The sequence below is a fragment of the Polynucleobacter sp. AP-Feld-500C-C5 genome (genome assembly GCF_018882265.1).
Taxonomy (GTDB): Bacteria; Pseudomonadota; Gammaproteobacteria; order Burkholderiales; family Burkholderiaceae; genus Polynucleobacter.
On sequence record NZ_JACVOW010000019.1, the window covers coordinates 137853 to 163992 of the forward strand.

24 protein-coding genes and 2 tRNA genes are annotated in these 26140 nt (G+C 46.2%); 2 read left to right on the forward strand and 24 right to left on the reverse strand.

What is annotated here, in order from left to right:
* Positions 1-33 precede the first annotated feature (33 nt).
* Positions 34-231: a hypothetical protein gene (locus ICN21_RS02450; RefSeq protein ID WP_215317994.1), complete on the forward strand. Its 198-nt coding sequence runs from the start codon at positions 34-36 to the stop codon at positions 229-231.
* Positions 232-318: 87 nt separating this feature from the next.
* Here the strand turns inward: ICN21_RS02450 and bamC are convergent, their stop codons facing one another.
* From bamC to ICN21_RS02495, 9 genes are all read right to left on the reverse strand, one after another.
* Positions 319-1464: an outer membrane protein assembly factor BamC gene (gene bamC / locus ICN21_RS02455; RefSeq protein WP_216176481.1), complete on the reverse strand. Its 1146-nt coding sequence runs from the start codon at positions 1462-1464 to the stop codon at positions 319-321.
* Entirely contained in the window at positions 1461-2333 is an 873-nt protein-coding gene (gene dapA / locus ICN21_RS02460) for a 4-hydroxy-tetrahydrodipicolinate synthase (protein ID WP_216176483.1), read from the reverse strand. The genes bamC and dapA overlap by 4 nt, the downstream gene beginning before the upstream one ends.
* 110 nt (positions 2334-2443) lie before the next feature.
* Positions 2444-2974, reverse strand: coding sequence for a bifunctional 2-polyprenyl-6-hydroxyphenol methylase/3-demethylubiquinol 3-O-methyltransferase UbiG (locus ICN21_RS02465; RefSeq protein ID WP_216861634.1), 531 nt, complete (start codon positions 2972-2974; stop codon positions 2444-2446).
* 8 nt (positions 2975-2982) lie between these two features.
* Positions 2983-4185, reverse strand: coding sequence for a tryptophan--tRNA ligase (locus ICN21_RS02470; protein WP_216176485.1), 1203 nt, complete (start codon positions 4183-4185; stop codon positions 2983-2985).
* 31 nt (positions 4186-4216) lie between these two features.
* Positions 4217-5065 carry a 3',5'-nucleoside bisphosphate phosphatase gene (locus tag ICN21_RS02475; protein ID WP_216176487.1) on the reverse strand — a complete coding sequence of 283 codons (849 nt, stop codon included), beginning with the start codon at positions 5063-5065 and terminating at the stop codon, positions 4217-4219.
* 9 nt (positions 5066-5074) lie between these two features.
* Complete coding sequence (gene zapE / locus ICN21_RS02480; RefSeq protein WP_216125968.1) at positions 5075-6178, reverse strand: cell division protein ZapE; 1104 nt, start codon at positions 6176-6178, stop codon at positions 5075-5077.
* Positions 6179-7615: a dihydrolipoyl dehydrogenase gene (gene lpdA, locus ICN21_RS02485; protein ID WP_216176489.1), complete on the reverse strand. Its 1437-nt coding sequence runs from the start codon at positions 7613-7615 to the stop codon at positions 6179-6181. It abuts the gene before it with no gap.
* Positions 7616-7627: 12 nt separating this feature from the next.
* On the reverse strand, positions 7628-8821 hold the full coding sequence (gene odhB, locus ICN21_RS02490; RefSeq protein ID WP_216176490.1) for a 2-oxoglutarate dehydrogenase complex dihydrolipoyllysine-residue succinyltransferase: 1194 nt from the start codon (positions 8819-8821) through the stop codon (positions 7628-7630).
* 39 nt (positions 8822-8860) lie between these two features.
* Complete coding sequence (locus ICN21_RS02495) at positions 8861-11716, reverse strand: 2-oxoglutarate dehydrogenase E1 component (RefSeq protein WP_216176491.1); 2856 nt, start codon at positions 11714-11716, stop codon at positions 8861-8863.
* A gap of 299 nt (positions 11717-12015) precedes the next feature.
* Between ICN21_RS02495 and ICN21_RS02500 the strand changes: the two genes are divergently transcribed.
* Positions 12016-12714, forward strand: coding sequence for an excisionase family DNA-binding protein (locus ICN21_RS02500; RefSeq protein WP_215318003.1), 699 nt, complete (start codon positions 12016-12018; stop codon positions 12712-12714).
* Positions 12715-12789: 75 nt separating this feature from the next.
* Here the strand turns inward: ICN21_RS02500 and ICN21_RS02505 are convergent, their stop codons facing one another.
* The 15 genes from ICN21_RS02505 to ICN21_RS02575 form a co-directional block, all read right to left on the reverse strand.
* Positions 12790-13074 carry an H-NS family nucleoid-associated regulatory protein gene (locus tag ICN21_RS02505; protein ID WP_215294726.1) on the reverse strand — a complete coding sequence of 95 codons (285 nt, stop codon included), beginning with the start codon at positions 13072-13074 and terminating at the stop codon, positions 12790-12792.
* A gap of 201 nt (positions 13075-13275) precedes the next feature.
* Positions 13276-13695, reverse strand: coding sequence for a PaaI family thioesterase (locus ICN21_RS02510; RefSeq protein ID WP_251371998.1), 420 nt, complete (start codon positions 13693-13695; stop codon positions 13276-13278).
* A 32-nt stretch (positions 13696-13727) separates the two neighbouring features.
* Positions 13728-13804, reverse strand: a tRNA-Pro gene (locus tag ICN21_RS02515).
* Between the two features lie 25 nt (positions 13805-13829).
* Complete coding sequence (locus tag ICN21_RS02520; protein ID WP_216176492.1) at positions 13830-14180, reverse strand: MerR family transcriptional regulator; 351 nt, start codon at positions 14178-14180, stop codon at positions 13830-13832.
* The gene (locus ICN21_RS02525; RefSeq protein ID WP_215294729.1) at positions 14158-14481 is read right to left on the reverse strand and encodes an integration host factor subunit alpha; all 324 of its coding nucleotides are present in this window, start codon (positions 14479-14481) and stop codon (positions 14158-14160) included. Before ICN21_RS02525 ends, ICN21_RS02520 begins: the two co-directional genes overlap by 23 nt.
* 60 nt (positions 14482-14541) lie before the next feature.
* Positions 14542-16998: a phenylalanine--tRNA ligase subunit beta gene (pheT, locus tag ICN21_RS02530; protein WP_216176493.1), complete on the reverse strand. Its 2457-nt coding sequence runs from the start codon at positions 16996-16998 to the stop codon at positions 14542-14544.
* Positions 16999-17022: 24 nt separating this feature from the next.
* On the reverse strand, positions 17023-18069 hold the full coding sequence (pheS, locus tag ICN21_RS02535; protein WP_216176494.1) for a phenylalanine--tRNA ligase subunit alpha: 1047 nt from the start codon (positions 18067-18069) through the stop codon (positions 17023-17025).
* Positions 18070-18096: 27 nt separating this feature from the next.
* A complete protein-coding gene (rplT, locus tag ICN21_RS02540; protein WP_215294733.1) occupies positions 18097-18462 on the reverse strand; it encodes a 50S ribosomal protein L20 in 366 nt (121 codons plus the stop codon).
* 25 nt (positions 18463-18487) lie between these two features.
* A complete protein-coding gene (rpmI, locus tag ICN21_RS02545) occupies positions 18488-18685 on the reverse strand; it encodes a 50S ribosomal protein L35 (RefSeq protein WP_011902674.1) in 198 nt (65 codons plus the stop codon).
* 137 nt (positions 18686-18822) lie between these two features.
* Positions 18823-19347: a translation initiation factor IF-3 gene (infC, locus tag ICN21_RS02550; protein WP_191904683.1), complete on the reverse strand. Its 525-nt coding sequence runs from the start codon at positions 19345-19347 to the stop codon at positions 18823-18825.
* Positions 19348-19390: 43 nt separating this feature from the next.
* The gene (gene thrS, locus ICN21_RS02555) at positions 19391-21313 is read right to left on the reverse strand and encodes a threonine--tRNA ligase (RefSeq protein ID WP_216176497.1); all 1923 of its coding nucleotides are present in this window, start codon (positions 21311-21313) and stop codon (positions 19391-19393) included.
* 100 nt (positions 21314-21413) lie between these two features.
* Positions 21414-21490, reverse strand: a tRNA-Val gene (locus ICN21_RS02560).
* Between the two features lie 18 nt (positions 21491-21508).
* The gene (locus tag ICN21_RS02565) at positions 21509-23545 is read right to left on the reverse strand and encodes a bifunctional (p)ppGpp synthetase/guanosine-3',5'-bis(diphosphate) 3'-pyrophosphohydrolase (RefSeq protein ID WP_216176499.1); all 2037 of its coding nucleotides are present in this window, start codon (positions 23543-23545) and stop codon (positions 21509-21511) included.
* 24 nt (positions 23546-23569) lie between these two features.
* Entirely contained in the window at positions 23570-25432 is a 1863-nt protein-coding gene (locus ICN21_RS11150) for an alpha/beta fold hydrolase (RefSeq protein WP_216176501.1), read from the reverse strand.
* A 35-nt stretch (positions 25433-25467) separates the two neighbouring features.
* Complete coding sequence (locus tag ICN21_RS02575) at positions 25468-26118, reverse strand: CoA transferase subunit B (protein ID WP_215294741.1); 651 nt, start codon at positions 26116-26118, stop codon at positions 25468-25470.
* Positions 26119-26140: the final 22 nt, after the last annotated feature.

A 26140-nucleotide genomic window follows, 5' to 3' on the forward strand; every position in this document is an offset into this window, starting at 1 on the left:
ATTGGTGTTTAATTTTTTTAGAGGAAATTACAAATGAAGAAGTCACTCGTATTTGCTGCAATGTTAGCTATCGCTTTGGCCGCTTGCGGTAAAAAAGAAGAAGCAAAACCTGCTGAAGCTCCTGCTGCTGCAGCTCCTGCCGCCCCTGCTGCTGAAGCTCCTGCTGCTGCTCCAGCCGCCCCTGCAGCACCTGCTGCTCCAGCCGCTCCTGCTGCTGACGCTAAGAAGTAATCTTCTTCATGAAGAAAAAAAGCCGCTGAAAAGCGGCTTTTTTATTGAGTCAAAAATGAACTGTAGTTATCAAAAAGCGTGCGCTTCCTATTTAGCTAATTGCTCGGTCAGCAGTGTCAATAACTGGAAGCCAGCGGGTGTATTTTCAGGCTTACCATCAGCGTCTTGAACATAGACGTTAGAAGAATTCTCACCAGTACTCTTCACGATCACTTGGTATTTTTTAGCCTGCAGTTTTGAATCATCTTTACTGCTAAAAAGATTCGAGAAGAATCCTTTGGAATCGCCCACATCCTTAGCATTCACATAGCGAACAAAATACACGCCTTGTGAGCGGTTACGATCTTCAACGGTGAAGTTGGAGCGGTCAAGTGCCAAACCAATATCGCGCCATGAGCGATCAAAACCAGCGCTCAACTCAATATAACCCTTGTTATTACCTTCTTGTACAAACTTCGCCTTAGGAGTCTTAGGACCTAATGGAGCAGCAACCATGGCCTTAGCCTGCTCCTGAGTCATCCCTAGGCGCTCCATTAGGCGTGCCAAGAAGACAGCTTCAAGCTCTGGATCATTAGGGCGAGATGTCCAAATAGTAGAGATGCAAGCGCCAGTTGTATCAGTGGTACATTTTTCTATCGCACCACGTTGAGTAATATAAATTTCTGTTTCACCAGGCTTGGTGACCTCTAAACGGGTTTTATATTTATCACGCTCACCAGTGTCATACATTGAATCTAGCGCACTACCAATGGTCGAACGAATCCAATCCTGCGCAATCTTTGCACGATTTTCAGCCCAATCGGTTTCCATAATGCCGGTCGAAGGCGAATCCACTACTAGTAAGAAGCCATTCTCTTGCCAGAAATCTTTTACTTGTGGATACAGTTCAGGCGCAGGTTTTTCTACCACCAGCCATCTGCGCTCACCATCTTTCGCAATACGCATGCCCGGAATACCCGTCATCACATTGGTTCGCATTTGTGCTGATTTTTTAACAGCTGCGTTGTACTCAGACATGGTGGCCGTACCATCTTGCACGATATAACGGCGATCAGCCTGGGCAGTAATCAAATCTGGTGGGTAGGACAAATTAGGACCACGAACGACTCCAGAACTCTTATAGTCAACCGTATCGTTACTAGTAACCGACTTGCAAGAAATTAATGCAAGAGCAGCCATCGGCAAAGCCAATAAAGACAACCATCGGCGAGAGAGTAAAAGCAAATTCATCATAGTAAGTTAGCCTGTTTTAATGCTGCCTTTAATGGCTCTATTAGTGAGGTACTCAAAGGGGTTAAGGGCAAACGAATACCCGCGGTAATCTTACCCATTTCGTGAAGCGCCCATTTCACTGGAATTGGGTTGGCCTCGGTAAACATGGCTTTATGCACAGCAATTAATTGATATTGAATCTCACGCGTTCTTTGAACATCATCAGACATCGCAGCAACACACAACTCATGCATGAGACGAGGTGCCACATTAGCAGTGACGGAGATATTGCCTTTACCACCCATCAACATCAACATCGCAGCCGTTAAGTCATCACCGGAGAATACCGAGAAATCACTGTGACCTGCTCGCTTGAGATCATTGATCAATAAGGTGCCACGCTCTAGACTACCAGTTGCATCTTTAATGCCAATGATGCCTGGCACAGCCGCCAAACGGACCACAGTATCACCAGATAAATCAGCCACTGTGCGTCCAGGTACGTTATATAAAATGACTGGCAAATCTACAGCCTCAGAAATCTTTTTGAAGTGGGCATACATGCCCTCTTGCGTAGGCTTGTTGTAGTAAGGAACTACTTGAAGGCTGGCATCAGCACCAACCTTTTTAGCAAACTCTGTTAATTCAATTGCTTCAGCTGTGGAATTACCGCCAGTACCAGCAATCACCGGAATACGTCCTGCGATATGTTCTACCGTTACTCGAATTAATTCGCAATGTTCTTCTACAGAGACGGTCGGCGACTCACCACTAGTGCCAACAATGACGATTCCATCAGTTCCTTCGGCAACATGCCAATCAAGCAAAGATTTGAGGCTAGCAAAGTCCAAACTGCCGTCGTCAAACATCGGCGTAACAATAGCGGGCATGCTGCCTGAAATGGTCTTTTTACTAGTTTTGGAATGAACTGGATTTGTCACCGAATGTTTACCGATTGATAACTGTCTTAAGCTTGAAATTGTAACGGAATGCGCCCTTTTCACCCTTCTTTTAGAGCACAAAGGCGCTGAACCATGGCTGGTTTGGGTTCATCTATATAAATATCCTCGTAGGCAATGACTTTTAGGCCATGGCGAGCTGCTAAAGCTAGTAATTCCCCAGTTTTTAAAAGGAAATTTGGATTGGATGGTTTACCAAATTCGGCGTTGCCAAGGGCAAAGGTTTCATAGATCAAAACACCGCCATTGGCTAACATTGGGGGCAGACGATCCCAATGGGGTCTGTAAAGGTAATTAGTCACCACAATACCGCTAAATTCGAGACCCTCTAAAGGCCACTCTTCCAGCTCTAAATTGAAAGCTTTGCTAGTAATTAGGGGGCTCTTATTTTGCTTAATCAACGCGATATCTTGATCAACAGCGAACACGGAGTAGCCCATGTCAGCTAAGAAAGTAGCGTGGCGACCTGCACCGCATGCCAGATCTAATACCAAACCCTCTTTAGGAATATGTGAGGCAAAGCGCCTCACCCAAGGGGAGGCATTTAGCTGAGCATCATGCTGCGCTGTCAAGCAAGGCCTCAATCGTACGCAAGACCCATTGCTTCGCGGACCTCACGCATAGTTTCTTGGGCGACTTTCCGCGCTTTATCGCAACCATCAGCAATGATCGAACGCAAAAGACTTGGATCGTCCAAATACTTTTGGGCACGCTCAAACATCGGTTGCTGTTCAGCCAAAATTGCATCGATGACCGGCTGCTTACATTCAAGACAGCCAATCCCAGCAGACTTACAACCCTGGTCTACCCATTGCTTAGTTTCTTCATTTGAATAGACGGTGTGCAATTGCCATACAGGACAACGCGCTGGATCTCCAGCATCTGTTCTGCGGACTCGAGCAGGATCTGTAGGCATGGTTCTAATTTTCTTAACCACCTCTTCGGGCAGCTCACGAATGCCAATGGTGTTACCATAAGATTTGGACATTTTTTGACCATCTATACCAGGCATACGGGAAGCAGAAGTTAATAAAGCTTGTGGTTCTGGGAGAATGATTTTGCGTGCACCCTCTAAGAATCCAAAGAGTCTTTCGCGGTCAGCCATCGACAAACTTTGCGCCTCTTGCAGTAGTGCCTTGGCCTGTTCTAGGGCCTCATCATCACCGCGCTCTTGATATGCAATGCGTAACTCTAAATACATCTTGGCGCGCTTGCTACCCAATTTCTTCACCGCATCGAGTGCTTTTTCTTCAAAGCCAGGCTCACGACCATAAAGATAATTAAAACGACGTGCAACTTCACGAGTCATTTCTACGTGAGGAACCTGGTCTTCCCCGACGGGTACATGCTGAGCCCGATAAATCAGAATATCAGCAGCCTGGAGTAAGGGGTAGCCCAAGAAACCATAGGTTTGCAGGTCTTTTTCTTTGAGCTTTTCGATCTGATCTTTATAGGTCGGCACCCGCTCTAACCAGCCCAAAGGAGTTCCCATTGAGAGCAATAAGAACAATTCAGCATGCTCAGGCACCTTACTCTGAATAAATAAAGTGGCTTGATTGGGATCTACACCAGCAGCCAACCAATCGATCACCATATCCCAAACGGATTGCTCAATGACATCGGGGGTTTCGTAATGAGTAGTGAGGGCATGCCAATCCGCAACAAAGAAAAAGCAGGGATATTCCGATTGCAAGCGCACCCAATTTTTTAATACGCCGTGGTAATGGCCAAGATGTAAATTGCCCGTAGGCCTCATACCGGATAAAACACGTTCAGCAAACATCGTTTTTCTTTATCTTTATTGTGAAGTTATATTAGTGAAACACTGACCAAACTGGCGTCAAGTGCTCAGGCAAATGGGGCAAGGTGCCTAAATCAATATGACTTTCGTCAGGATCATGAAAATCTGATCCACGTGAGGCCAGAAAACCATATTGCTGGGCTATCTTGCCATAGGTCAGATATTGATCTGGGCTATGACTGCCGGTAATCACCTCGATACCAAGACCACCAATATCTTTAAAGTGTTTATATAACTCGTCCATTTGCATGGCATTGAAGTTATAGCGACCAGGATGCGCAATCACTGCCACACCACCGGCAGCCTTAATCCATGCTACTGCATCATCTAGCTTAGCCCACATATGCGGCACATAGCCAGGTCTATCTTCAACCAAATAATTTTTAAAGACGTGCTCTGTATCTTTACAAACACCCTGCTCAACCAAAAAGCGAGCAAAGTGGGTTCGGGAGATGAGTTCATGATTACCAGCGTAATGTAATGCACCTTCGTATGCGCCCGGTATACCCACTTTGAGCAATTGCTCGCCCATTAACTTCGCGCGATTGCCACGACCATCACGAGTACGACGCAAACCTTCAATGATGCCCACATGGTCCGCATCAATCCCAAGGCCAACGATATGGATGGTTTGCCCCATCCAGGTCACTGAAATTTCGACGCCAGCTAAATAATCCAGACTGAGAGCACTAGCCGCTGCTTTGGCACGCCGCTGACCACCCAACTCATCATGATCGGTCAGCGCCCATAAGTTCACTCCGTTGGCTTTGGCACGTTCTGCCAATATTTCAGGCGTCAAAGTACCATCAGAAATTACTGAGTGGCAGTGCAAATCGGCATTTAAGGTAGAAAAGCTACTCATGACCCTATTTTAGGTCAAGCTGGTGTCAATGAGCCGACGGGGCGCATCCAGGTAGTCACGAGACTGCATCTCAATCAAACGGGACACGGTTCTGGAGAATTCAGCGGTAATTTGACCCTCAGTGTATAAATCCGGCGCCGGGACTTCAGCAGACATAATGAGCTTGATTTTATGGTCATATAGGACATCAATCAGCCAAATAAAGCGTCGCGCCTCATTGGTCATTCTGGGCGGCATATAAGGCACCCCAGACAAAATCACCGTATGAAACTGCTTGGCGATTTCAAGATAGTCATTTTGAGAGCGTGGACCACAACAGAGGACTTGAAAATCAAACCACACTACGCCGTTAGCCATATGGAGCGGTCGTAACTCACGAGACTCGATATATAAGACAGGGTTACGCGCCTCTTTTTGATTACCTATCAGGGTTTGAAACATTTGACCCAGGGTAACCTGAGTTTGCGCATTAACAGGTGCTAAGTACGCTTCAACTTGAGCCATTTGCACGCGGCGGTAATCATTACCCGCATCGACATTCAGAACATCCAACTTCTCTTCTAACAGTTTGATTGCGGGCAGCAAGCGATCACGGTGAAGGCCGTTTGGATACAGTTGATCTGGCCGATAATTCGACGTCATGATAAATTGCACGCGATCCACAAAGAGCGCATTGAGTAAGCGGTACAAAATCATGGCATCAGCAATGTCATTGATATGAAACTCATCAAAGCAAATTAAGCGATAGCGATTGGAAATACGCCTTGCTAGCTCATCTAGCGGATCTGCCAATCCTGAGAGCTCATGCAATTCTCGATGCACCTCTCGCATGAACTCATGAAAGTGAACACGAATCTTTTTCTCTATTGGGGAGGCTGCATAAAAACAGTCCATGAGAAAAGATTTACCACGTCCAACTCCACCCCAGAGGTAAAGCCCTTGCGGCAAGGCAGGCTTAAACAGCGCTTTTTTGAGATTGTTACTGCGGATCTCTTTATAGGCAATCCATTCATCTTCGCACTGCTGTAAACGCTCTACAGCGCGAAGCTGCGCGGGATCGCTATGATACCCGCGGGCTTTTAACTCTTGATGGTAATACTCAATGGTTTTCAATTACATATTGAGTGCACGTTGATCTGTCGCTAATGCTGCTTCGCGCATCACCTCTGACAAACTTGGGTGCGGATGACAGATGCGAGCAATATCTTCTGCTGCCGCTTTGAATTCCATGGCAACCGCAGCTTCAGCAATTAAGTCGGAAGCGTTTGGTCCAATGATGTGTACTCCAAGAATCTCGTCGGTTTTGGCATCAGCCAATATTTTCACGAAACCATCAGCACGACCCATACCCAATGCACGACCGTTCGCTGCAAATGGAAATTGACCCGCTTTATAAGCAATGCCAGCCTCTTTGAGAGCTTGCTCTGTTTTACCAACCCAAGCAATTTCAGGATCTGTGTAAATTACCCACGGAATACAGTTGTAATCAATGTGTGGTTTTTGGCCAGCAATGATTTCAGCAGCCAGGACACCTTCGTCTTCTGCTTTATGGGCCAACATGGGTCCACGAACAACATCACCCACAGCGTAAACGCCAGGCGCTGCTGTAGCGCAGTTGTGGTCATCAATTGGAATAAAACCGCGCTCGTCTACTTTGAGGCCAATCTTGTCCAAACCTAATTTATCGGTATTCGGTATGCGACCAACAGAAACAATCAAGCGATCGCATTCCAATTTTGCAGCTTTACCAGCGCTATCAGTGTAGTTAACGACAACACCCTTTTTGTCGACCTTCACATCACCGATCTTCACACCCATATTGATGTTCAGGCCCTGCTTCACAAACAGTTTTTGCGCTTCTTTAGCAATACCGGTATCGCAAGCAGCTAAGAATGAAGGCAATGCTTCTAGCACAGTGACTTCGGAGCCCAACCGACGCCATACAGAGCCGAGTTCCAAACCAATCACACCGGCACCAATCACACCTAATTTCTTAGGCACAGAATCAAACTTCAATGCACCTTCGTTGTCGCAGATCAATACATTATCTACAGGCAAACCAGGCAGATGACGTGCTTTAGATCCAGTAGCAATGATCACGTTCTTGGCAGAAACCGTTTCTTTGTCCTTGCCATCAATTTTCACTTGATAACCGTCGGCACCCTTACTCTCAAAAGAAGCATGGCCCTTGAGCAAGGTGATCTTGTTCTTGCGGAATAAATACTGAATACCGCCAGTCATCTTAGTAACGATCTCATCTTTACGAGAAATCATCTTTTTAGAATCAATACTGACAGAGCCCACTTTGATGCCATGATCAGCAGCATGATGACTGATCTTCTCAAACTCTTCAGAAGAAGCCAGCAAGGCTTTGGAAGGGATACAGCCGACATTCAAACAAGTACCGCCTAAACGGGGCTCACCCTTAGGGTCATCAAAGGCATTTGACTCAGCACAGGCTACTTTAAAACCCAGTTGCGCTGCACGAATTGCGGCGATATAGCCACCCGGGCCACCACCGATTACAAGAACATCAAAAGCTTGGCTCATGATCTTCCCTTCTTATAAATCAAGGAGAAGGCGTGAGGGATCTTCTAAAGCATCCTTCATGGCAACCAAACCAAGTACCGCCTCGCGACCATCAATGATGCGATGGTCATAAGACAGAGCTAAATAGTTAATGGGGCGAACTACCACTTGACCATTCTCAACAACAGCACGATCTTTAGTCGCATGAATACCCAAAATGGCAGATTGTGGAGGGTTGATGATTGGGGTAGAGAGCATAGAACCAAACACACCGCCGTTAGAGATGGAGAAGGTGCCACCAGTCAACTCTTCAATCGACAACTTACCTTCGCGAGCCTTGGTACCGAACTCTGCAATTTTCTTCTCGATGTCGGCCAAATTCATTTGGTCAACGTCGCGCAAAATAGGCACTACCAAGCCACGGGGCGAACTCACTGCGATACCAATATCAAAGTAGCCGTGGTAAACAATATCGTTGCCATCAACAGAAGCATTCAGCAATGGGAATTTCTTCAAAGCATGCGTAGCTGCCTTTACAAAGAAAGACATAAAGCCTAACTTCACGCCATGAACTTTCTCAAACTGGTCTTTATATTTATTGCGCATGGCAATCACGGGAGCCATATTGACTTCGTTGAAGGTGGTCAAGATGGCATTGTTGGCCTGTGACTCCAGTAAACGCTCAGCAATACGAGCACGCAAGCGACTCATCGGTACGCGCTCTTCTGGACGATCGCCAGTTGGAATAGATACATTCGGCAAGGCAGCAGACTTTGTTCCGCCTGCAGTGGCATTCAAAGCATCGCCCTTGGTAATACGACCATCACGACCAGAGCCAGCTACTTGCGCAGCGCTGACATTTTTTTCAGCGAGGATCTTCGCTGCTGAAGGAGCAGCAGCTACGCCAGCAGATTTAGCAGGTGCAGCAGCTTTCGCAGGAGCGGCGACAGGAGCAATTGAAGCAGCGGCAGGAGCAGAGGCTACAGCAGTGCTATCAATCTTTGCAATCAATTGTTCAGCAACAACAGTGCCGCCATCGGCAACAATGATTTCTGTCAAAACTCCTGCGGAAGGTGATGGCACTTCTAGCACGACTTTATCGGTTTCAATTTCAATCAAGATCTCGTCTTGACCCACTGCGTCACCGACTTTCTTTTTCCACTGTAATAAAGTTGCTTCAGCAACTGACTCGGAGAGTTGAGGAACTTTAACTTCAAAAATAGCCATGATTAATCCTGTTTATATGTATATGAGTAATGAAGACGATTATTTCGTAATCACATAACCTTTTAACTTGGCAAATGCCGTATTGAGAAGAGACTTCTGTTGTTCTTGATGCAGATGAGCATATCCACAAGCCGGCGAAGCAGATGCAGGACGGCCCGCATACGCTAACTTCATACCATCAGACATGTTCTCTAAGATGTTGTGTTGCACGAAGAACCAGGCGCCCTGGTTTTGTGGTTCATCTTGACACCAGACTACCTCTTCCAATTTTGGATATTTCTTCAACTCAGCAGTTAGTGCTTTGTGCGGGAATGGATACAACTGCTCCAAGCGAATGATCGCTGCATCAGCAATCTTTCTCTCAGCCCGCTGCTTCACTAAGTCGTAGTAGACCTTACCAGAGCACATAATTAAACGAGTTACTTGTTTATCGTCAATCGTGTCATCACGCTCACCCAAAACCGTTTGAAATCCGCCCTTAGTAAATTCAGATAAAGGTGACGCAGCCTCTTTATTGCGCAGCAATGATTTAGGCGTCATCAAGATCAGCGGTTTGCGGAACTGACGAATCATTTGGCGACGCAATACATGGAAGATCTGTGATGCTGTGGTTGGCTGAATGACCTGCATATTGGTATCTGCACATAACTGCATAAAACGTTCAAGACGCGCAGAAGAATGCTCTGGACCTTGTCCCTCATAACCATGCGGCAACATCATGACCAAGCCATTGGCACGACCCCACTTCACTTCGCCAGAGGCGATGAACTGATCGATCACCACTTGAGCGCCATTAGCAAAGTCACCAAACTGTGCTTCCCAAATCGTCAGCGTATTCGGTTCAGCGGAAGCATACCCATATTCAAATCCAAGCACAGCCTCTTCAGACAGGATGGAGTCAATCACGAGAAATGGTGCTTGATCCTTTGCAATATGACGTAAGGGAATATAAACACCGGTATCCCACTTCTCACGATTTTGATTATGCAAAACTGCATGGCGATGCGTAAAGGTGCCACGACCACTATCCTCACCAGATAAACGCACTGGATAACCGCTCGCCACTAGGGATGCGAAGGCCATATGCTCACCCATACCCCAGTCGACATTCGTTTCACCGCGACCCATTGCAGCGCGATCATTTAATACCTTTTCAACTAAGGGATGTACTTTAAAACCTTCGCGGGCAGTTGAAACACGTTCTGCCAAGCGCTTCCACTCCGTTAGCGGTATCGCTGTGTCAGCTTCATCGGTCCATTTCTTATTCAAAAATGGTGACCAATCCACTGAGAACTTGCCTTTGTAATTACTCAGGACTGGGTCAGAGGTCTGTTTACCAGCATCCATCGCAGCTCGGTAGTCCTTGACCATCTGATCTCCCGTGCCAACAGGTAGCGTTCCTTCTGCCTCTAGCTTATCGCCGTATAGTTTGCGTGTACCAGGATGCGCAGCAATAATTTTATACATCAAGGGCTGAGTCATCGAGGGTGTATCTTGCTCGTTATGACCCAGTTTTCTGAAGCAAACAATATCGATTGCCACATCTTTATGAAATTGTGTGCGGAACTCGATAGCCAGCTGAGTTGCTAAAACGACTGCCTCAGGATCATCGCCATTCACATGCAATACCGGCGCATCAATAATTTTCATGATGTCCGTACAGTACAAACTAGAGCGCAAATCTCGCGGATCTGAAGTCGTGAAACCAATTTGGTTATTAATCACAATGTGAACTGTGCCGCCAGTCGAATAGCCACGCACTTCAGCCATCGCTAAAGTTTCTTGCATCACGCCCTGACCAGCAATGGCAGCATCTCCATGCACTAAGACAGGAAGTACTTGCTGCCCTAATACGTCCCCGCGACGATCCATGCGAGCACGAGCTGAACCCTCCACTACAGGATTCACAATCTCTAAGTGAGAGGGATTAAAAGACAAAGAAACGTGCACTGGACCGGTTGGTGTCGAGATGTCACTTGAAAAACCTTGGTGATACTTCACATCACCAGCCGGTAAGGTTTCAGGACCTTTATGCTCAAACTCAGCAAACAAGTCTTTAGGCATTTTTCCTAAAGTATTTATCAAAACATTCAGACGACCGCGATGAGCCATGCCAATCACAATCTCTTGAACACCTTTGGCACCAGCCTCATGAATCAATTCATCCATACAGGCAATAAAACTTTCACCCCCCTCAAGAGAGAAGCGTTTTTGACCAACATACTTCGCCTGAAGATAACGTTCCAAGCCCTCAGCAGCAGTAATGCGATCTAAAATCTGACGCTTTTTATCAACGTTAAATGAGGGCTTTGAGCGAATCGATTCCAGCTTCTCTTGCCACCACTTTTTAATCTTTTGATCAGTGATGAACATATATTCAGCACCAATCGTGCCGCAATAGGTCTCACGCAATGCTTGCAGTAAATCACGCAAGCTCATTTCAGCTCTTCCGAAGAATGTATTGCTGGTATTGAAGACGATATCCATATCGCCATCAGTAAAGCCATAGAAAGCTGGATCGAGTTCAGGAATATCCTGGCGCTCGGTCCGCTTTAAGGGATCAGTGTTGGCCCAGCGGTTGCCGACGTTACGATACGCCGCAATTAACTGTTGAACCGCAACCCGTTTACGACCCATTTCTGAGTCAGCTGAATCAGAAATTGTTCTAATAGGACCTTGTTTAGCCCGTTCAGCAAATGATGCAACAATCGGTCCGTGCGCAATGTCGGTTCGAGATGAACCATCCACAGCCGGGACTTGTTTCACGTTATCAAAATAATCTCGCCAATGATCAGCAACAGAAGCTGGATCGTGCAAGTAGGATTCGTAGAGTTCTTCTACATAGGGGGCGTTTCCGCCGAAGAGATAGGAATTATCCCTTTGGTCCTGCATCATGATGCTCACCTTTCATCGGGTTTCCCGATTAAAAACTGTGGTTATAACCTTCCGTTACGCGGCTCTACCGTTTCACGAATTGCTCTGTGCATATACAAACACTACAGCAGTAATTTAACACGATTGCCCATTGCTGGATAAAGGACTTTCCCTGATGAAGAGGATTTCGGGGTTTCCCCCCACAAATCAGAAATGAATAAGAACTTTCCTACTCAGCTTTCAATAACTACGGACAGATAGAATTCAAATTGATTTTTATTCTCTAAATCTTCAAGTGAATTAATGAAATTAAGGGGAATATGAAAGCAATTACGCCAGAAATGGAATATCTCAGTACTAGGCAAAGCGCCAAAGTCCTACAGGTCTCTTTAGGAACTGTTCAAAAAATGGTGGAATTAGGCGAATTAATCGCCTGGAAGACCCGTGGCGGCCATCGCCGCATTCTCGCTAGCTCACTTGAGCAGCAACTTCAGAGAAGAAAACGGGCTATGCGGCAGAAAACTACCCAAAACTGCATCGCTATGGGTATTTTTAGGAGAACTGAGAATAGTGAGGAGTTATTGCAATCCATTCAAGATTGGCACCTCAAAGTCCATATGGAGGTGGCGGTAGATAGTTTAGAAGGCTTAATGAAGGCGGTTTCCATAGCACCGGATTTAATCTTCCTGGACGCGCTAATCCCGCCAGTTGAGCAAGTTCATTTAATCCATTATCTTAGTAAAAACAAGGATACACAGCGCATTCCTATACTAGTAGATGAAGGTTTTATTAAGCTTCACCCTGGCGTAGTTGCCTTAGCGGACGAAAACCACGGAAACAGGTCACCACTCTCAGAATCCATTAAAGAAGAGCTTGAAAATGGCTTGATAGACCTAAACCCCCTGATTATTGGCTACCCAGCCACAAATCCTGACCTAGAAGCCTCATTAGCCCAGAGCAGTCGCCATGAGCTGTTGGAACCGCTCTTTCTGGAGGCTTTAGCTAGGAAATGTGCCTAGTAATACAAAAATACAAAAGGCCGCTGAAGCGGCCTTTTTTAATCATTTCATTAGCTTGCTGACTTTCCAAGCCACTTAAATGAGGTAATTACTGCGATCTCTACCCTCAATCCACTTAGGAGCCTTACCACGTCCTGTCCAAGTTTCACCGGTAGATGGGTTGCGATACTTAGGTGCTACCTTGCCGCCAGCACTTTTACCACCTGATTTGCGACTAAATAAATCTGAGGCAGTTAGGTGATATTGCTCAATAATGAGCTTCGCTTTTGCAATTCCGTCGGCTTTTTCACGGTTAATTGCTTCTTTAATTTGCTTATCTAATTGCTCGCGTTGAGCTAAAAGTTCTTTATAAGAAGACATCTATTGATTACTCCAATAATAGGTTATTAGAAATATCTTATTGATAATGTATTTCGTGTCCCAATTATATAGATAAACATTCTTAATGGAGAAATATAAATGGATTATGAATATAGACCCATATTTATCAAGGGTTTATAGTAATAATAGTTATTAATTAAACATAATCATTATAAATACTATTATTAATTATGGTGAATATTACCTTCTCAACATGAAAGTCCCGCTAGCCTTCGCGGTGATCTCTCCAGCCTCATTCAGAGCAACAGCCTCACAGTAGTTAATGGACTTGCCGGCTTTCAAAAGGCTGCCTTCAACGATGATTTTTCCTAAGCTAGGCCTTAAGAAACTGGTAGTCATGTCAATGGTAATTGCACCTAACTCATGATTTGAAGCGGTTCGCGCGGCAGCCCCCATCGCAAAATCCAAAAGAGTCATGATGAGGCCGCCTTGAGCAACATGAAAGCTATTGGTATGTTCTGGCTTCACGGTATAGCTAATTCGTACTTTGCCTGCTTCTGCATATTCGGGCACTACACCCAAATGATCCAAAAAGGGTATGTCCAAGCCAAAGTAAATTGTTCTATTGTGATTTTGCGAGCTGGGGTTTGATGGATTCATATTGGAATACATTAAAAGACTAAAAAAATAAATGGTCGGGGCGAGAGGATTTGAACCTCCGACCACATGCACCCCATGCATGTACGCTACCAGGCTGCGCTACGCCCCGACGAAAGACAAAATTGTATCAGTATCTATTTCGACAGAATTTGCAGAACGGCTTGCAATTCATCACGCAAACGGAGTTCTCCGCGCGCTTCTTCAAGGCGATTTCGAGCGCCGCTGATAGTAAAGCCCTCTTCGTACAACAAGGCACGAATTTTACGAATTAATACCACTTCATGGTGCTGATAGTAGCGACGATTACCACGACGCTTCTGCGGGCTCAGCCGAGAGAATTCTTGTTCCCAGTAACGGAGAACGTGTGAACGCACGCCGCAGAGGTCAGCTACCTCACCAATAGTAAAGTAGCGCTTGGCTGGAATGGGGGGAAGTTGAGAGCTCGGGAGTGCCGAGCTAGTATCAAACTCGGTTTTCTCGAGCATGCGACTCCACTACATCTTTAAGCTTTTGACTTGCGTGAAAGGTAACTACACGTCTAGCAGCAATTGGAATCATTTGACCTGTCTTTGGATTTCGGCCAGGACGAGCCGATTTATTACGCAACTGAAAATTACCGAAGCCAGAAATCTTTACTTCAGTACCAGCCTCAAGTGATTTACCAATACGATCAAAGAACGCGTCGATCATATCTTTTGCTTCACGTTTGTTTAAGCCCACTTGATCGAAGAGCGCTTCTGAAAGTTCGTTTTTGGTAACGGTATCGCTGGCAAGTAATTCGTTCATTGATAGTCTCTTATGTAGCTTTGTATCTTGATATTTCTCTTGATAACTGTAATAGTAAACCTAGCGCAGACGAGCTGTGCATTTTTTTTCTACTGCACCCAATAATGCAGCCATAACAGCATCAATTTGAGGGTCTTGCAATGTTTCCTGAGGGTTAAGTAAAGTCACTCGAAATGCCAAACTCTTTTCATCATCCGCCATACTACTTGAGCCTGCTTTTGGCTTAAATTCATCAAAGAGTTCAATAGAGCGGACAAAATTCTGTTTTGTTGAAGTCATTGCATCCAATAAGGACTGAGCAGAAACACTTTGCTTCACTACTAGCGCTAAATCTCGTTGCACTGCGGGAAATTTACTCAACTCCTCTGGTACAGGCAAACCAAGTTCACGTATAGACTCTAAATCTAGTTCAAATAGCACAGGTGCTTGAGGAAGTTCATACGCCTGCTGTAAACCTGGATGTAACTCACCAATCCAGCCAACTTCAATCGTGTTTTTGCCGATATTAATCAATACTTTTGCACTGCGCCCCGGATGTAAGGCAGGATGTTGGGCTGATTCAGTTACAAAATGCAATGGGTCTAAAACACGCTCTAGGTCGCCCTTGACATCGAAAAAATCAACCGCTCTCGTCATGCTCGCCCACTGCTCTGGAACGGATGACCCATAAGCTAAACCACCAATCTTTTGGGGCTGATGAAAGCCTGCTACTATGCCAGAGGCTTCTTGAACCTTGGAATCTCGCTTAAATACACGACCCGTCTCGAACAGGCGCACTCGCCCTGCTCCCCGATTTAAATTAGATTTGAGGTTAGACAGTAAGCCACCCCAAAGATTGCTTCGCATCACGCCATACTGATTAGCAATGGGATTGAGAACCTGAATCACATCTTGCTCTTGCGCGCCAGCTAGGCGCTGCTCGCTTTCAAGATCAGTAAAACCAAAATTGACTGCTTCTTGATAACCTTGCAAAGCTAAGCGCTGACGTAATAAATGAATGCCACGCCTTGCTTCAGCTTTAGCGCTCATCTTGAGTGAAGCTATCGGTGGCTGATCAGGGATATTTTCAAAGCCGTACATCCGAGTAACTTCTTCAATCAAATCTTCTTCAATTTCAATATCAAAGCGATAGCTAGGAGGCGTAACTACAAATACATCCCCTTCTTGCTTAAATTCAAAACCAAGCCGCTGGAATACATCTGTAACTACTTCTTTAGTGAGGGGGATGCCAATCACTTTTTCTGCACGTGCCAAACGCATTTTGACTGGCTTACGTTCTGGCACATTCAGCACTTGATCATCTACAGGGCCAACTTGGCCGCCACAGACTTCCAGAATTAAGGAAGAGAGGTATTCAAGACAATTGACGGTATTTTGCGGGTCTACGCCACGTTCAAAACGATGGGCAGCATCAGTGCTGAAATTGAAGCGACGGGCACGCCCTTGAATGGCTGAAGGCAACCAATATGCTGCCTCTACATAAATGTTTATGGTGTCATCGCTCACAGCGCAATGATTACCACCCATGATTCCAGCTAAGGCTACTGGACCTTTTTGATCGGCAACCACACCTGCTTCTTGCAGCTTACCTGCAGAGTCGGGGCCAACGAGGGTTACTGTTTGACCGTTGAGGAGTTCAAGTGTTTCGCCAGCTTTAGCCCAGCGCACAGTAATATCACCTTCTAACTTATCGATATCAAATACGTGTGTAGGTTGACCCATCTCTAACATCACGTAGTTAGAGAGATCAACCAATGCAGAAATACTTCTTTGGCCGGCACGTGATAAACGCTGCACAATCCAATCAGGTGTTTTAGCCTGAGGATTGACGCCACGAATCACGCGACCAGCAAAACGTCCGCAGAGCTCTTTGCTCTCTACAGTAACCATACGCTTGTCACCAATTGATGCTGCTGGCGCATTCCATTTAGGCGCACAAAGGGGGGCACCAGTAATCGCAGAGACCTCTCTTGCCATACCCATTAAGGAGAGGCAATCCGCTTTATTTGGGGTTAACTTAATGACGAAGACTTGATCGTCTAAGTCAAGATACTTGCGAATATCTTCACCAATTGGTGCATCCGCTAGCAACTCCAAAATACCTTCGTGATCATCGCCAAGACCAAGCTCACGACCTGAGCACAGCATGCCTTGACTCTCTACCCCACGCAACTTGCCGACTTTAATCATAAAAGGCTTACCACCTGCTTCTGCTGGAGGTAATTCAGCGCCAACTAAAGCGCATGGAATTTTGATGCCAGCGCGCGCATTCGGCGCCCCACAAACAATTTGTAACTCTTGACCCGTACCAGCATCTACCTTACAAACACGTAAACGATCAGCATCGGGATGTTGCTCGGCAGACAAAATCTGCGCAACCACAATCTTCGTAAATGCAGGCGCTACTGAATGTTGCTCTTCAACCTCTAAACCTGCCATCGTCATAGCATGACCCAAAGCATCGCTATCAAGCGCTGGATTCACATAGTGTCGGAGCCAAGATTCAGAAAATTGCATATGTTTTTATAAGGATTATTGTTCTTATGCAGGAAATTGCGCTAGAAAACGTAAATCGTTTTCAAAGAAGAGGCGTAAGTCATCTATACCGTAACGCAACATAGTTAAACGCTCTAAACCAGAACCAAAGGCAAAGCCGGTGTAACGCTCTGGATCAATGCCCATATTGCGCAACACATTCGGATGAACCTGCCCTGCACCAGAAATCTCTAACCAACGGCCGGCAAGCTTGCCACTGCCAAAGGCCATATCAATTTCTGCAGAAGGCTCCGTGAATGGGAAATACGAAGGGCGAAAGCGCACTTGTAATTCGTTTGTTTCAAAGAAGGTTCTCAAGAAGTCGGTATAGACGCCCTTAAGATCTGCAAATGAAACACTTTCAGCAATCCACAAACCTTCAACCTGATGAAACATGGGTGAGTGGGTTGCATCACTATCCACTCGATAGGTTCTACCAGGGGCAATCACTTTAATCGGTGGCATCACATCAGCGTTGGCATATTTCTTGACATGCTCACTTGCATAGCGCACTTGAATTGGACTGGTGTGGGTACGCAATAGCAAAGGCTTCTCATGAGCATCTTTGCCATCGATATAAAAGGTATCCTGCATTGAACGCGCAGGATGATTTTCTGGGCTATTGAGTGCTGTGAAGTTAAACCAATCAGTTTCAATTTCAGGACCATCAGCCACATCAAAACCAATGGAGCGAAAGATCTCCTCAACACGCTCCCAAGTCCGCATGACGGGATGTAAGCTACCCACTGTCTGACCGCGCCCTGGTAAGGAGACGTCAATCGATTCAGCAGCTAAACGTTGGAGCAATACGGCATCCGCCAAAGCTTGACGGCGCTCTTGTAATGCAGTCTCTACTTGAGTTTTGATTTGATTAATTTGGGCGCCAGCACTCTTGCGCTCTTCAGGCGACATTCCACCAAGCGCTTTGAGACGCTCGGTGAGAACACCTGATTTACCGAGATACTTGGCTTTCGCGTCCTCAAGAGCCGCCGAATCGGCAGCTCCAGAGAAATCACGTTTAGCATCCTCGACAATTTGGTCGAGAGAAACCATTGCAGCTTAGTTTTTAGAAACTAAGAATTAAGCTGCAGCGCTTACTACGGATTTGATCCGAGTAACCAAAGCAGCGAAAGCCGCTTTGTCAGCAATGGCCATATCAGAAAGCACCTTGCGGTCAAGTTCGATCGCAGCCTTCTTCATGCCATTCATGAATACGCTATAGGTCATGTCATGCTCACGTACTGCCGCATTGATACGAGCAATCCACAAAGCGCGGAAAACACGTTTCTTGTTGCGACGGTCACGATAGGCATATTGACCAGCACGCATAACCGCTTGCTTAGCAATCCGGAATACGTTTTTACGACGACCGCGGTAACCTGTTGCGGCATCGGTAATTTTCTTATGACGGGCTCTTGCTGTAACCCCACGTTTGACTCTTGGCATTTGATTCTCCTAATCTAGTCTGAGGTTAAGCGTAAGGAAGCATGGAGCGAATTGACTTAACGTCAGCTTTCGCAACTTCTGTGGAACCACGCAAATGACGCTTGTTCTTTGTGGTCTTCTTGGTGAGGATGTGGCGTTTGAAAGCCTGACCTCGTTTGATCGTTCCGCCTGCGCGAACCGTGAAGCGCTTCTTCGCGCTACTCTTGCTCTTCATCTTGGGCATAAAGCACCCCTTCTTCTACTTGTGCAACATAGGTGGTAACCGACGGCTACTCTTCCTGTACCCAGAAGCACTTCTCACTACCAGCACCTTCAGTAATTACAAAAGTGCCTCGCTACATCAGAACCAGGTAAACCTGGTTACTTAGCCTTACGAATGGGGGCTAATACCATCACCATCTGGCGACCCTCCATTTTTGGAAACTGTTCAACTTGACCAAACTCTTGTAAGTCCAACTTCAAACGTTCCAACATTCTTGCTCCGATTTCTTGGTGGGCCATTTCACGACCCCGAAAGCGTAGCGTAATCTTTGTTTTATCGCCATCTTCCAAAAAGCGGATTAAATTGCGTAGCTTCACACCGTAGTCACCATCATCAGTGCCGGGACGGAATTTAACTTCCTTCACCTGAATCACTTTTTGCTTCAGCTTAGCTTCGTGCATCCGCTTCGCTTCTTGGTACTTGAATTTGCCAAAGTCCATAATCCGGACTACAGGTGGTACAGCTGTTGGAGCAATTTCAACCAGATCGGTCTCTTTCTCTTCTGCTGCTGCCAAGGCTTCACTCAACTTAACTACACCGATGGGCTCTCCATCAATTCCAATCAAACGCACTTCAGGAGCAGTAATTTCCCGATTAATGCGCTGCAATTTTTCAGTAGCGATCTTCTTAATTCCTTTAAAAAAACAATAAAAAACCGCTCTACCCCTAGCTAGGCTCGGGTCCGACTTTTTGGGATGTATCCTGCTGGAGTCGGGCAACGAAGGCATCAATAGGCATTACACCCAAATCCACTCCGCCACGGGCACGAACGGCCACCGTATTACTTTCAGACTCTTTATCACCAACAACCAGCAAAAATGGGATCTTCTGTAATGCGTGCTCGCGTATTTTATACGTAATCTTCTCGTTCCGCAAATCCGATTCCACTCTAAACCCTTGTTTTTTCAGCAATTGCTGCACTTGTTGTGCATATGCAGCAGAATTTCCGGAGATATTGAGGACTACAGCCTGGGTCGGAGCAAGCCAAACCGGCATGTTTCCAGCGTGGTTTTCGATCAAAATACCGATAAAACGCTCTAAAGAACCCACAATTGCCCTATGGAGCATCACTGGGGTCTTGCGGCTATTGTCTTCGGCCACATATTCAGCCCCAAGACGGGCTGGCATTGAAAAATCCACCTGAATCGTGCCGCATTGCCAAGTTCGGCCAATCGAGTCTTTGAGGTGATATTCGATCTTTGGACCATAAAAAGCACCCTCGCCTGGCAATTCTTCCCATTCTTGACCGGAAGCCTTCAAGGCGCCACGCAAAGCTTCTTCCGCTTTATCCCAGATCGCATCTTCACCAACTCGCTTGGCAGGACGCAAAGCCAACTTCACCGCTACTTCGGTAAAGCCGAAATCTTGGTACACAGCACGCACTGCCTTATCAAAATTAGCCACTTCAGACTGAATCTGATCTTCGGTACAGAAAATATGACCGTCATCTTGCGTAAAACCCCGCACCCGCATCAAACCATGCAAGGCACCAGATGGTTCATTACGATGACATTGCCCAAACTCACCAAAACGTAATGGCAACTCACGATAGCTATGCAAGCCAGAGTTATAAATTTGAACGTGACCAGGACAGTTCATCGGCTTTAAGGCATAAGCGCGATTCTCTGACTCCGTCGTGAACATATTCTCTTTGTAGTTTTCCCAGTGACCGGATTTTTCCCAAAGGGTGCGGTCTAGGATTTGCGGGGCTTTGACTTCTTGATAGCCCTCGTTCTGATACACGCGACGCATGTATTGCTCAACCTCTTGCCAAATAGACCAGCCTTTTGGGTGCCAGAAAATTAAACCGGGCGCTTCTTCTTGAAAATGGAATAAATCCAGTTGTTTACCGAGACGACGATGATCACGTTTCTCAGACTCTTCCAACATATGTAAATAGGCATCTTGATCTTCTTTGCGTAACCAAGCAGTACCGTAAATACGCTGCAACATCTCATTCTTACTATCGCCACGCCAATAAGCACCAGCAAGCTTCATCAGCTTAAATACCTTCAACTTACCAGTGGATGGTACGTGTGGTCCACGACATAAATCAGTGAACTTGCCTTCAGCATAGAGAGATACATCTTCATTTTGCGGAATGCTGGCAATAATTTCAGCTTTGTAATGTTCGCCTTGATCTTTGAAGAATTTCACCGCTTCATCGCGCGGCAGAACGCTGCGTACTACTGGCTCATCTTTTTTAGCAAGCTCAGTCATTTTCTTTTCAAGTGCCACCAAGTCATCTGGCGTAAATGGACGGTGATAAGAGAAATCGTAATAGAAGCCGTTATCAACTACTGGACCAATCGTCACTTGCGCTTCAGGAAAGAGTTCTTTAACAGCATAGGCCAACAAATGGGCCGTAGAGTGACGAATGATTTCTAATGCTTCAGGACTTTTATCCGTGATGATGGCGAGCTGACTATCTTGATTGATCATAAAGCTGGTATCAACCATCTTGCCATCGACGATGCCACCCAGAGCAGCTTTGGCAAGGCCACTACCAATGCTTTGGGCAACATCCGCTATACGAACGGGAGCATCAAACTCACGTTTTGATCCATCGGGCAGAGTAACTACTGGCATGACAACTCCATCTTATTAACTGAACTTCAGCTTCACTACATCATCTTAAAAAGAAAGCGCGGTAGCTTATGGGCAACCGCGCCTCTGGGTCATTATTCGTTGGTAGGCTCGATTGGACTCGAACCAACGACCCCCACCATGTCAAGGTGGTGCTCTAACCAGCTGAGCTACGAGCCTATACAGCCTGAGAGTTTATCACCGGCGACGCACTTGGGTAACGCCTTTAACCTCTTCTAAGCTATTTTGAACTGCTCTCAAGACTTCAGAATCCTTGACTTCAACGGTTAAAAGGATCTGTGCCAAGCCCTTTTTGGCTGATTTGCGTAAATCAATCACATGAACACCTTGGCGAGTCAGAATCTCAAACAACTCTCTCATGAGCTCAGGTCGATCCAAGCCGCTCACTACTAAATCTGCTGGGAAGACGCGCTTTTGCTCAGAATTCACCACAGGGTCGGCAGCTGATGCAGTCCAAGCCGTCTGAATCACTCTCTCAGGCGCTCGCTCTAAAAGCCCTCGAAACGTTTTGCAGGAACGTCGATGAATCGACACCCCTCTTCCTTGGGTCACAAATCCTGCAATCAAGTCTGGTGGTACGGGCCTACAGCAACGCGCTAATTGCGTTAATAAAGAATCAACCCCCACCACTAAAACATCACCACTCTGCCCTGTTTTACGACTACTGCTCCGCAGAATAATTTCTGGAGCAGCAGATTTCGGATCAATGGCGATATCAGACTTACTATCGGGAGCTTTTACAATCTGACCGGCCTCTTCATCATCGAGCGCATTAAACCAAGCGCGTACGCGTTGACGCGCTCTTTGAGACCGTATGTAGTGTTTATCTGGACTAATCCAATCGCGCGATGGGCCACCATGTTTGACTGCAATGATTTCAACAGTCTGTCCATTTTGTAATGCAGTTTCCAGGGGGACCATGGCACCATCAACACGTGCCCCGCGACAACGATGACCTAAATTGGTATGAACCGCGTAAGCAAAATCAATAGGAGTTGAGCCCTTCTCTAAAGAAATAACTTTACCTAAGGGCGTGAGTACATAAATATGATCATCAATCTCATGATGCTTGAGCTGATCCCAAGCGTCTTCTTTCCAAGAGATCAGCTGCCTAGCCCAGGCAATCTGTCTTTCATAGGCTACCTCTGCACTATGGGTACCGAGCTGATGATGGATGCTCGGTTTGTTAGGGTTCGCAAGATTGGGTGGCGTAGCCATACCAACATAAGCCCCCTCTTTGTAACGCCAGTGAGCAGCTAGACCATACTCTGCCTGTTGATGCATCTCATGGGTACGCACCTGAATTTCAAATGCAGTGCCGTCTTCATTCATCACTACGGTATGCAGCGATTGATAGCCGTTAGGCTTAGGTCTTGCAATGTAGTCATCAAACTCGCGTGGCACAGGTTGCCAGACGTTATGCACAATGCCTAAAACGGCATAACAGGTTTTGACATCATCCACTAATACTCGAAATGCTCTGACGTCATACAGATTAGCAAAGTCAAGAGACTTGCCTTGCATCTTTTTCCAGATACTGTAGATATGTTTTGGCCTACCTAAGACTTCGCCCTGTATATGGGCAGCCTTTAACTCTTCCCTAATTTCACGCACAATGCGTTCAATAAAGGCTTGTCGTTCTATGCGTTTTGCATCCAGCATCTTGGCAATATCGCGGTAGACCAACGGCGATAGAACGCGGAAGGCCAGATCTTCCATCTCCCACTTCATTTGCCAAATACCCAAACGATTTGCCAAAGATGCATCAATACTAAGAATCTCTTGGGCCCAAGCGCCTGGCATTTCCAGTTGTTCTTGTGTAACCCAACGGAGAGTTTGCAAACGCGAGCCGAGATAAATCAGTACTACACGTAAGTCATCACCAAATGCTAAGAGCATCTTGCGTAACATTTCTTCTTGACCAGAGACACTCAGACCGCCATCTTCGCGAACCAGTTTTGCTTGTGCATGTCGCAAACCGCGATAGCCAATCAGGAGTTTGGCCGACTCCTCACCAATCAGTTTGATGAGGGCCTCTTTACCATGAGTGCGAGCAATATTATTTGCTGCAATTAAAGTGGCTTCGTCTAAATTCAGGGACTGCAGAATTTGTGAAACACCATCTGCATGCGACTCTGCAGGTTCACCAAACCAGGCATCCTGAAATAGAGCCACTTTTTCGGTTTTCGCTAGAGAGGCAGGAGGATTTGCCATAGGCAAAAAATGAACTAAAAAAGATTAACTGAAAAATTCTTTTGCTAAAGCAATCTGCTCTGGCTTCACAAATGCGGGGGCATGACCAACATTGGGAATTTCAATACTACGTGCATGTGGATTAACTTTACACATTTCGGCAACCGTTGCTGCAGATAGCAAATCAGAATCGCCACCCCGCACAATCAGCATCGGAATATGAATTTGCTTAAAGGCATGCCACATCGCCATCTCGCCAGCCTTCGCCATGATGGGGTTTACAGCAGCAAACGGCACCGAGATATTCGGGTCATAGTGCATGATCCACACGCCATCGCGCTGAATCAACATGGGTCCGTTATAAATCTCCCACTCTTCAGGGCTATGAACGCCAAAAGAAGCGCAGATCTGATTCAAACGAGTCAGCGCATCAGCACGATTAGCAAAAGCAAATGGCTGACCGACATAAGAGCCTAGACGCTTGATTGCTTCAGGCTCAATTTTGGGTCCGACATCATTAATCAACATTCTCTGAATAGGAGACTTCGGCATCGCGGCATAGACCATACCGATCAAGCCGCCCATTGAAGTACCAAACCAATCGACCTGTGATACACCTAGTTTTTTAACAAGCTCGGTAATATCTGCAACATATTGTGGAATGGCGTACAGCATCGGATTACTTAATCGATCTGAATCGCCACGACCAACGACGTCAGGACAAACCACGTAATAGTCTTTGCACATCGCTTGCGCAAGGGTTTTAAAGTCGCTCCCGCGCCGAGTTAAGCCATGAACACAAAGCAATACTTTAGAGTTATTGGGGTCACCCCATGCGTGATATGCCATACGATGCCGCGCATCACCACTAGAGCACTGCACAAAGAAAGTATCGCCATCATGCAAGATATTTGTACTCTGAGGTGATTGATGGGATTCAGGAGCGTCGTCATGATCATGTAAGTCACCCACCTCTTCGGGTTGCAAGGTGACATGATCGATCCCATGCTTATCTAAAAGCATGGTGTTAATTCTGACCATAATCTCTGGCCACTCGCGAATATTTGCTATCTCAATGTGGCCTATCAGCGCAGGAAAGCTGGGCGTCATTTCCCATACGTGCAAATCATGTACGGCCAATACACCAGGAATATTCTTTAAATCTTTACCCACTTCTAAATAATCAATATGCAGTGGCACACCTTCCATTAAGAAGTGATAGGACTCATGCAGAATCGAGATCGTTGACTTGAGGATGAGTAATGAGACCAAGATAGAGAGAATCGCATCAATGGGCATCCAACCGGTGAGCTGAATCACAACACCAGCAATCAGTGCTGCGACGGAACCCAATAAGTCACCCATGACATGGACTAATGCTGCACGCGTGTTCACACTCTTCTTATCACGTGAGAGAACCCAAGCTACTACGATATTCATGACAAGGCCAATGCCAGCCACAATGGTAACCGTTAGTCCATCCACCTTATGGGGATCATAGAAGCGACTAATGGCTTCAAACACAATCCAAGCCACTAAGGCCAGCATCACAATGCTGTTCACAAATGCTACTAAAGCTTCTGCTCTACCGAAACCAAAGGAATGTTTTGGGGAGGGAGGCCTGCGAGAAATAATTTGCGCCAAGAGTGCCAAGCCTAAGGCAGCTGCATCGGTCACCATATGACCCGCATCTGAGATCAATGCTAAGGAATTTGCAAAGTAAGCCGCTGCACCTTCAACCCCAGAAAAACCTAAGGTCAGAATTAAGGCAATGAAGAGGAGATTTTGATTGGAGACTTCTTTGCTATGAGAATGCTTAGCATCCCCTTTTTTATGCGCATGCAGAGAAGTGTCTGCCCCAGATAAATTCTGCGGTTTTGAGTGGCTGGAATGATGGGAACCCGACATGGTGAACCCATTATTCCATTAAATGATGACGGTAGTTAGAAACCCGTTGTATCAACAGGGGCACCTGTTTTGGCGATCACTTCCTCTTTTGTAACACCAGGAGCCAATTCGATTAACTTCAAACCCTGAGGGGTGATGTCAAGAACACAAAGATCTGTGATGATCTGACTAATGACGCCTACACCTGTCAAAGGCAAGGTGCACTTAGGCAAAATTTTAAGCTCTTCAGTGCCATCCTTTTTCTTGGCTACATGCTCCATCAGTACTACGACATGTTTCACGCCAGCAACCAAATCCATGGCACCGCCCATACCCTTCACCATTTTTCCTGGAATCATCCAATTCGCAATATCGCCATGCTCACTCACTTGCATGGCACCTAAAAAAGCGATATTGATTTTGCCGCCACGAATCATGCCAAAGGCATCAGCTGACGAAAAAATCGATGAGCCCGGTAAGGTCGTAATAGTCTGCTTACCCGCATTAATTAAATCAGCATCAATCTGATCTTCTGTTGGAAACGGTCCAATACCTAACAAACCATTTTCAGACTGCAGCCAAACTTCCATGCCCTCTGGTACGTGGTTAGCCACTAGAGTGGGAATACCAATTCCCAGGTTCACGTAAAAACCGTCTTTTAATTGTTTAGCGGCTCTTGCCGCCATCTCATCTCTATTCCAAGGCATATTGATCTTCCTAAATTCTTTT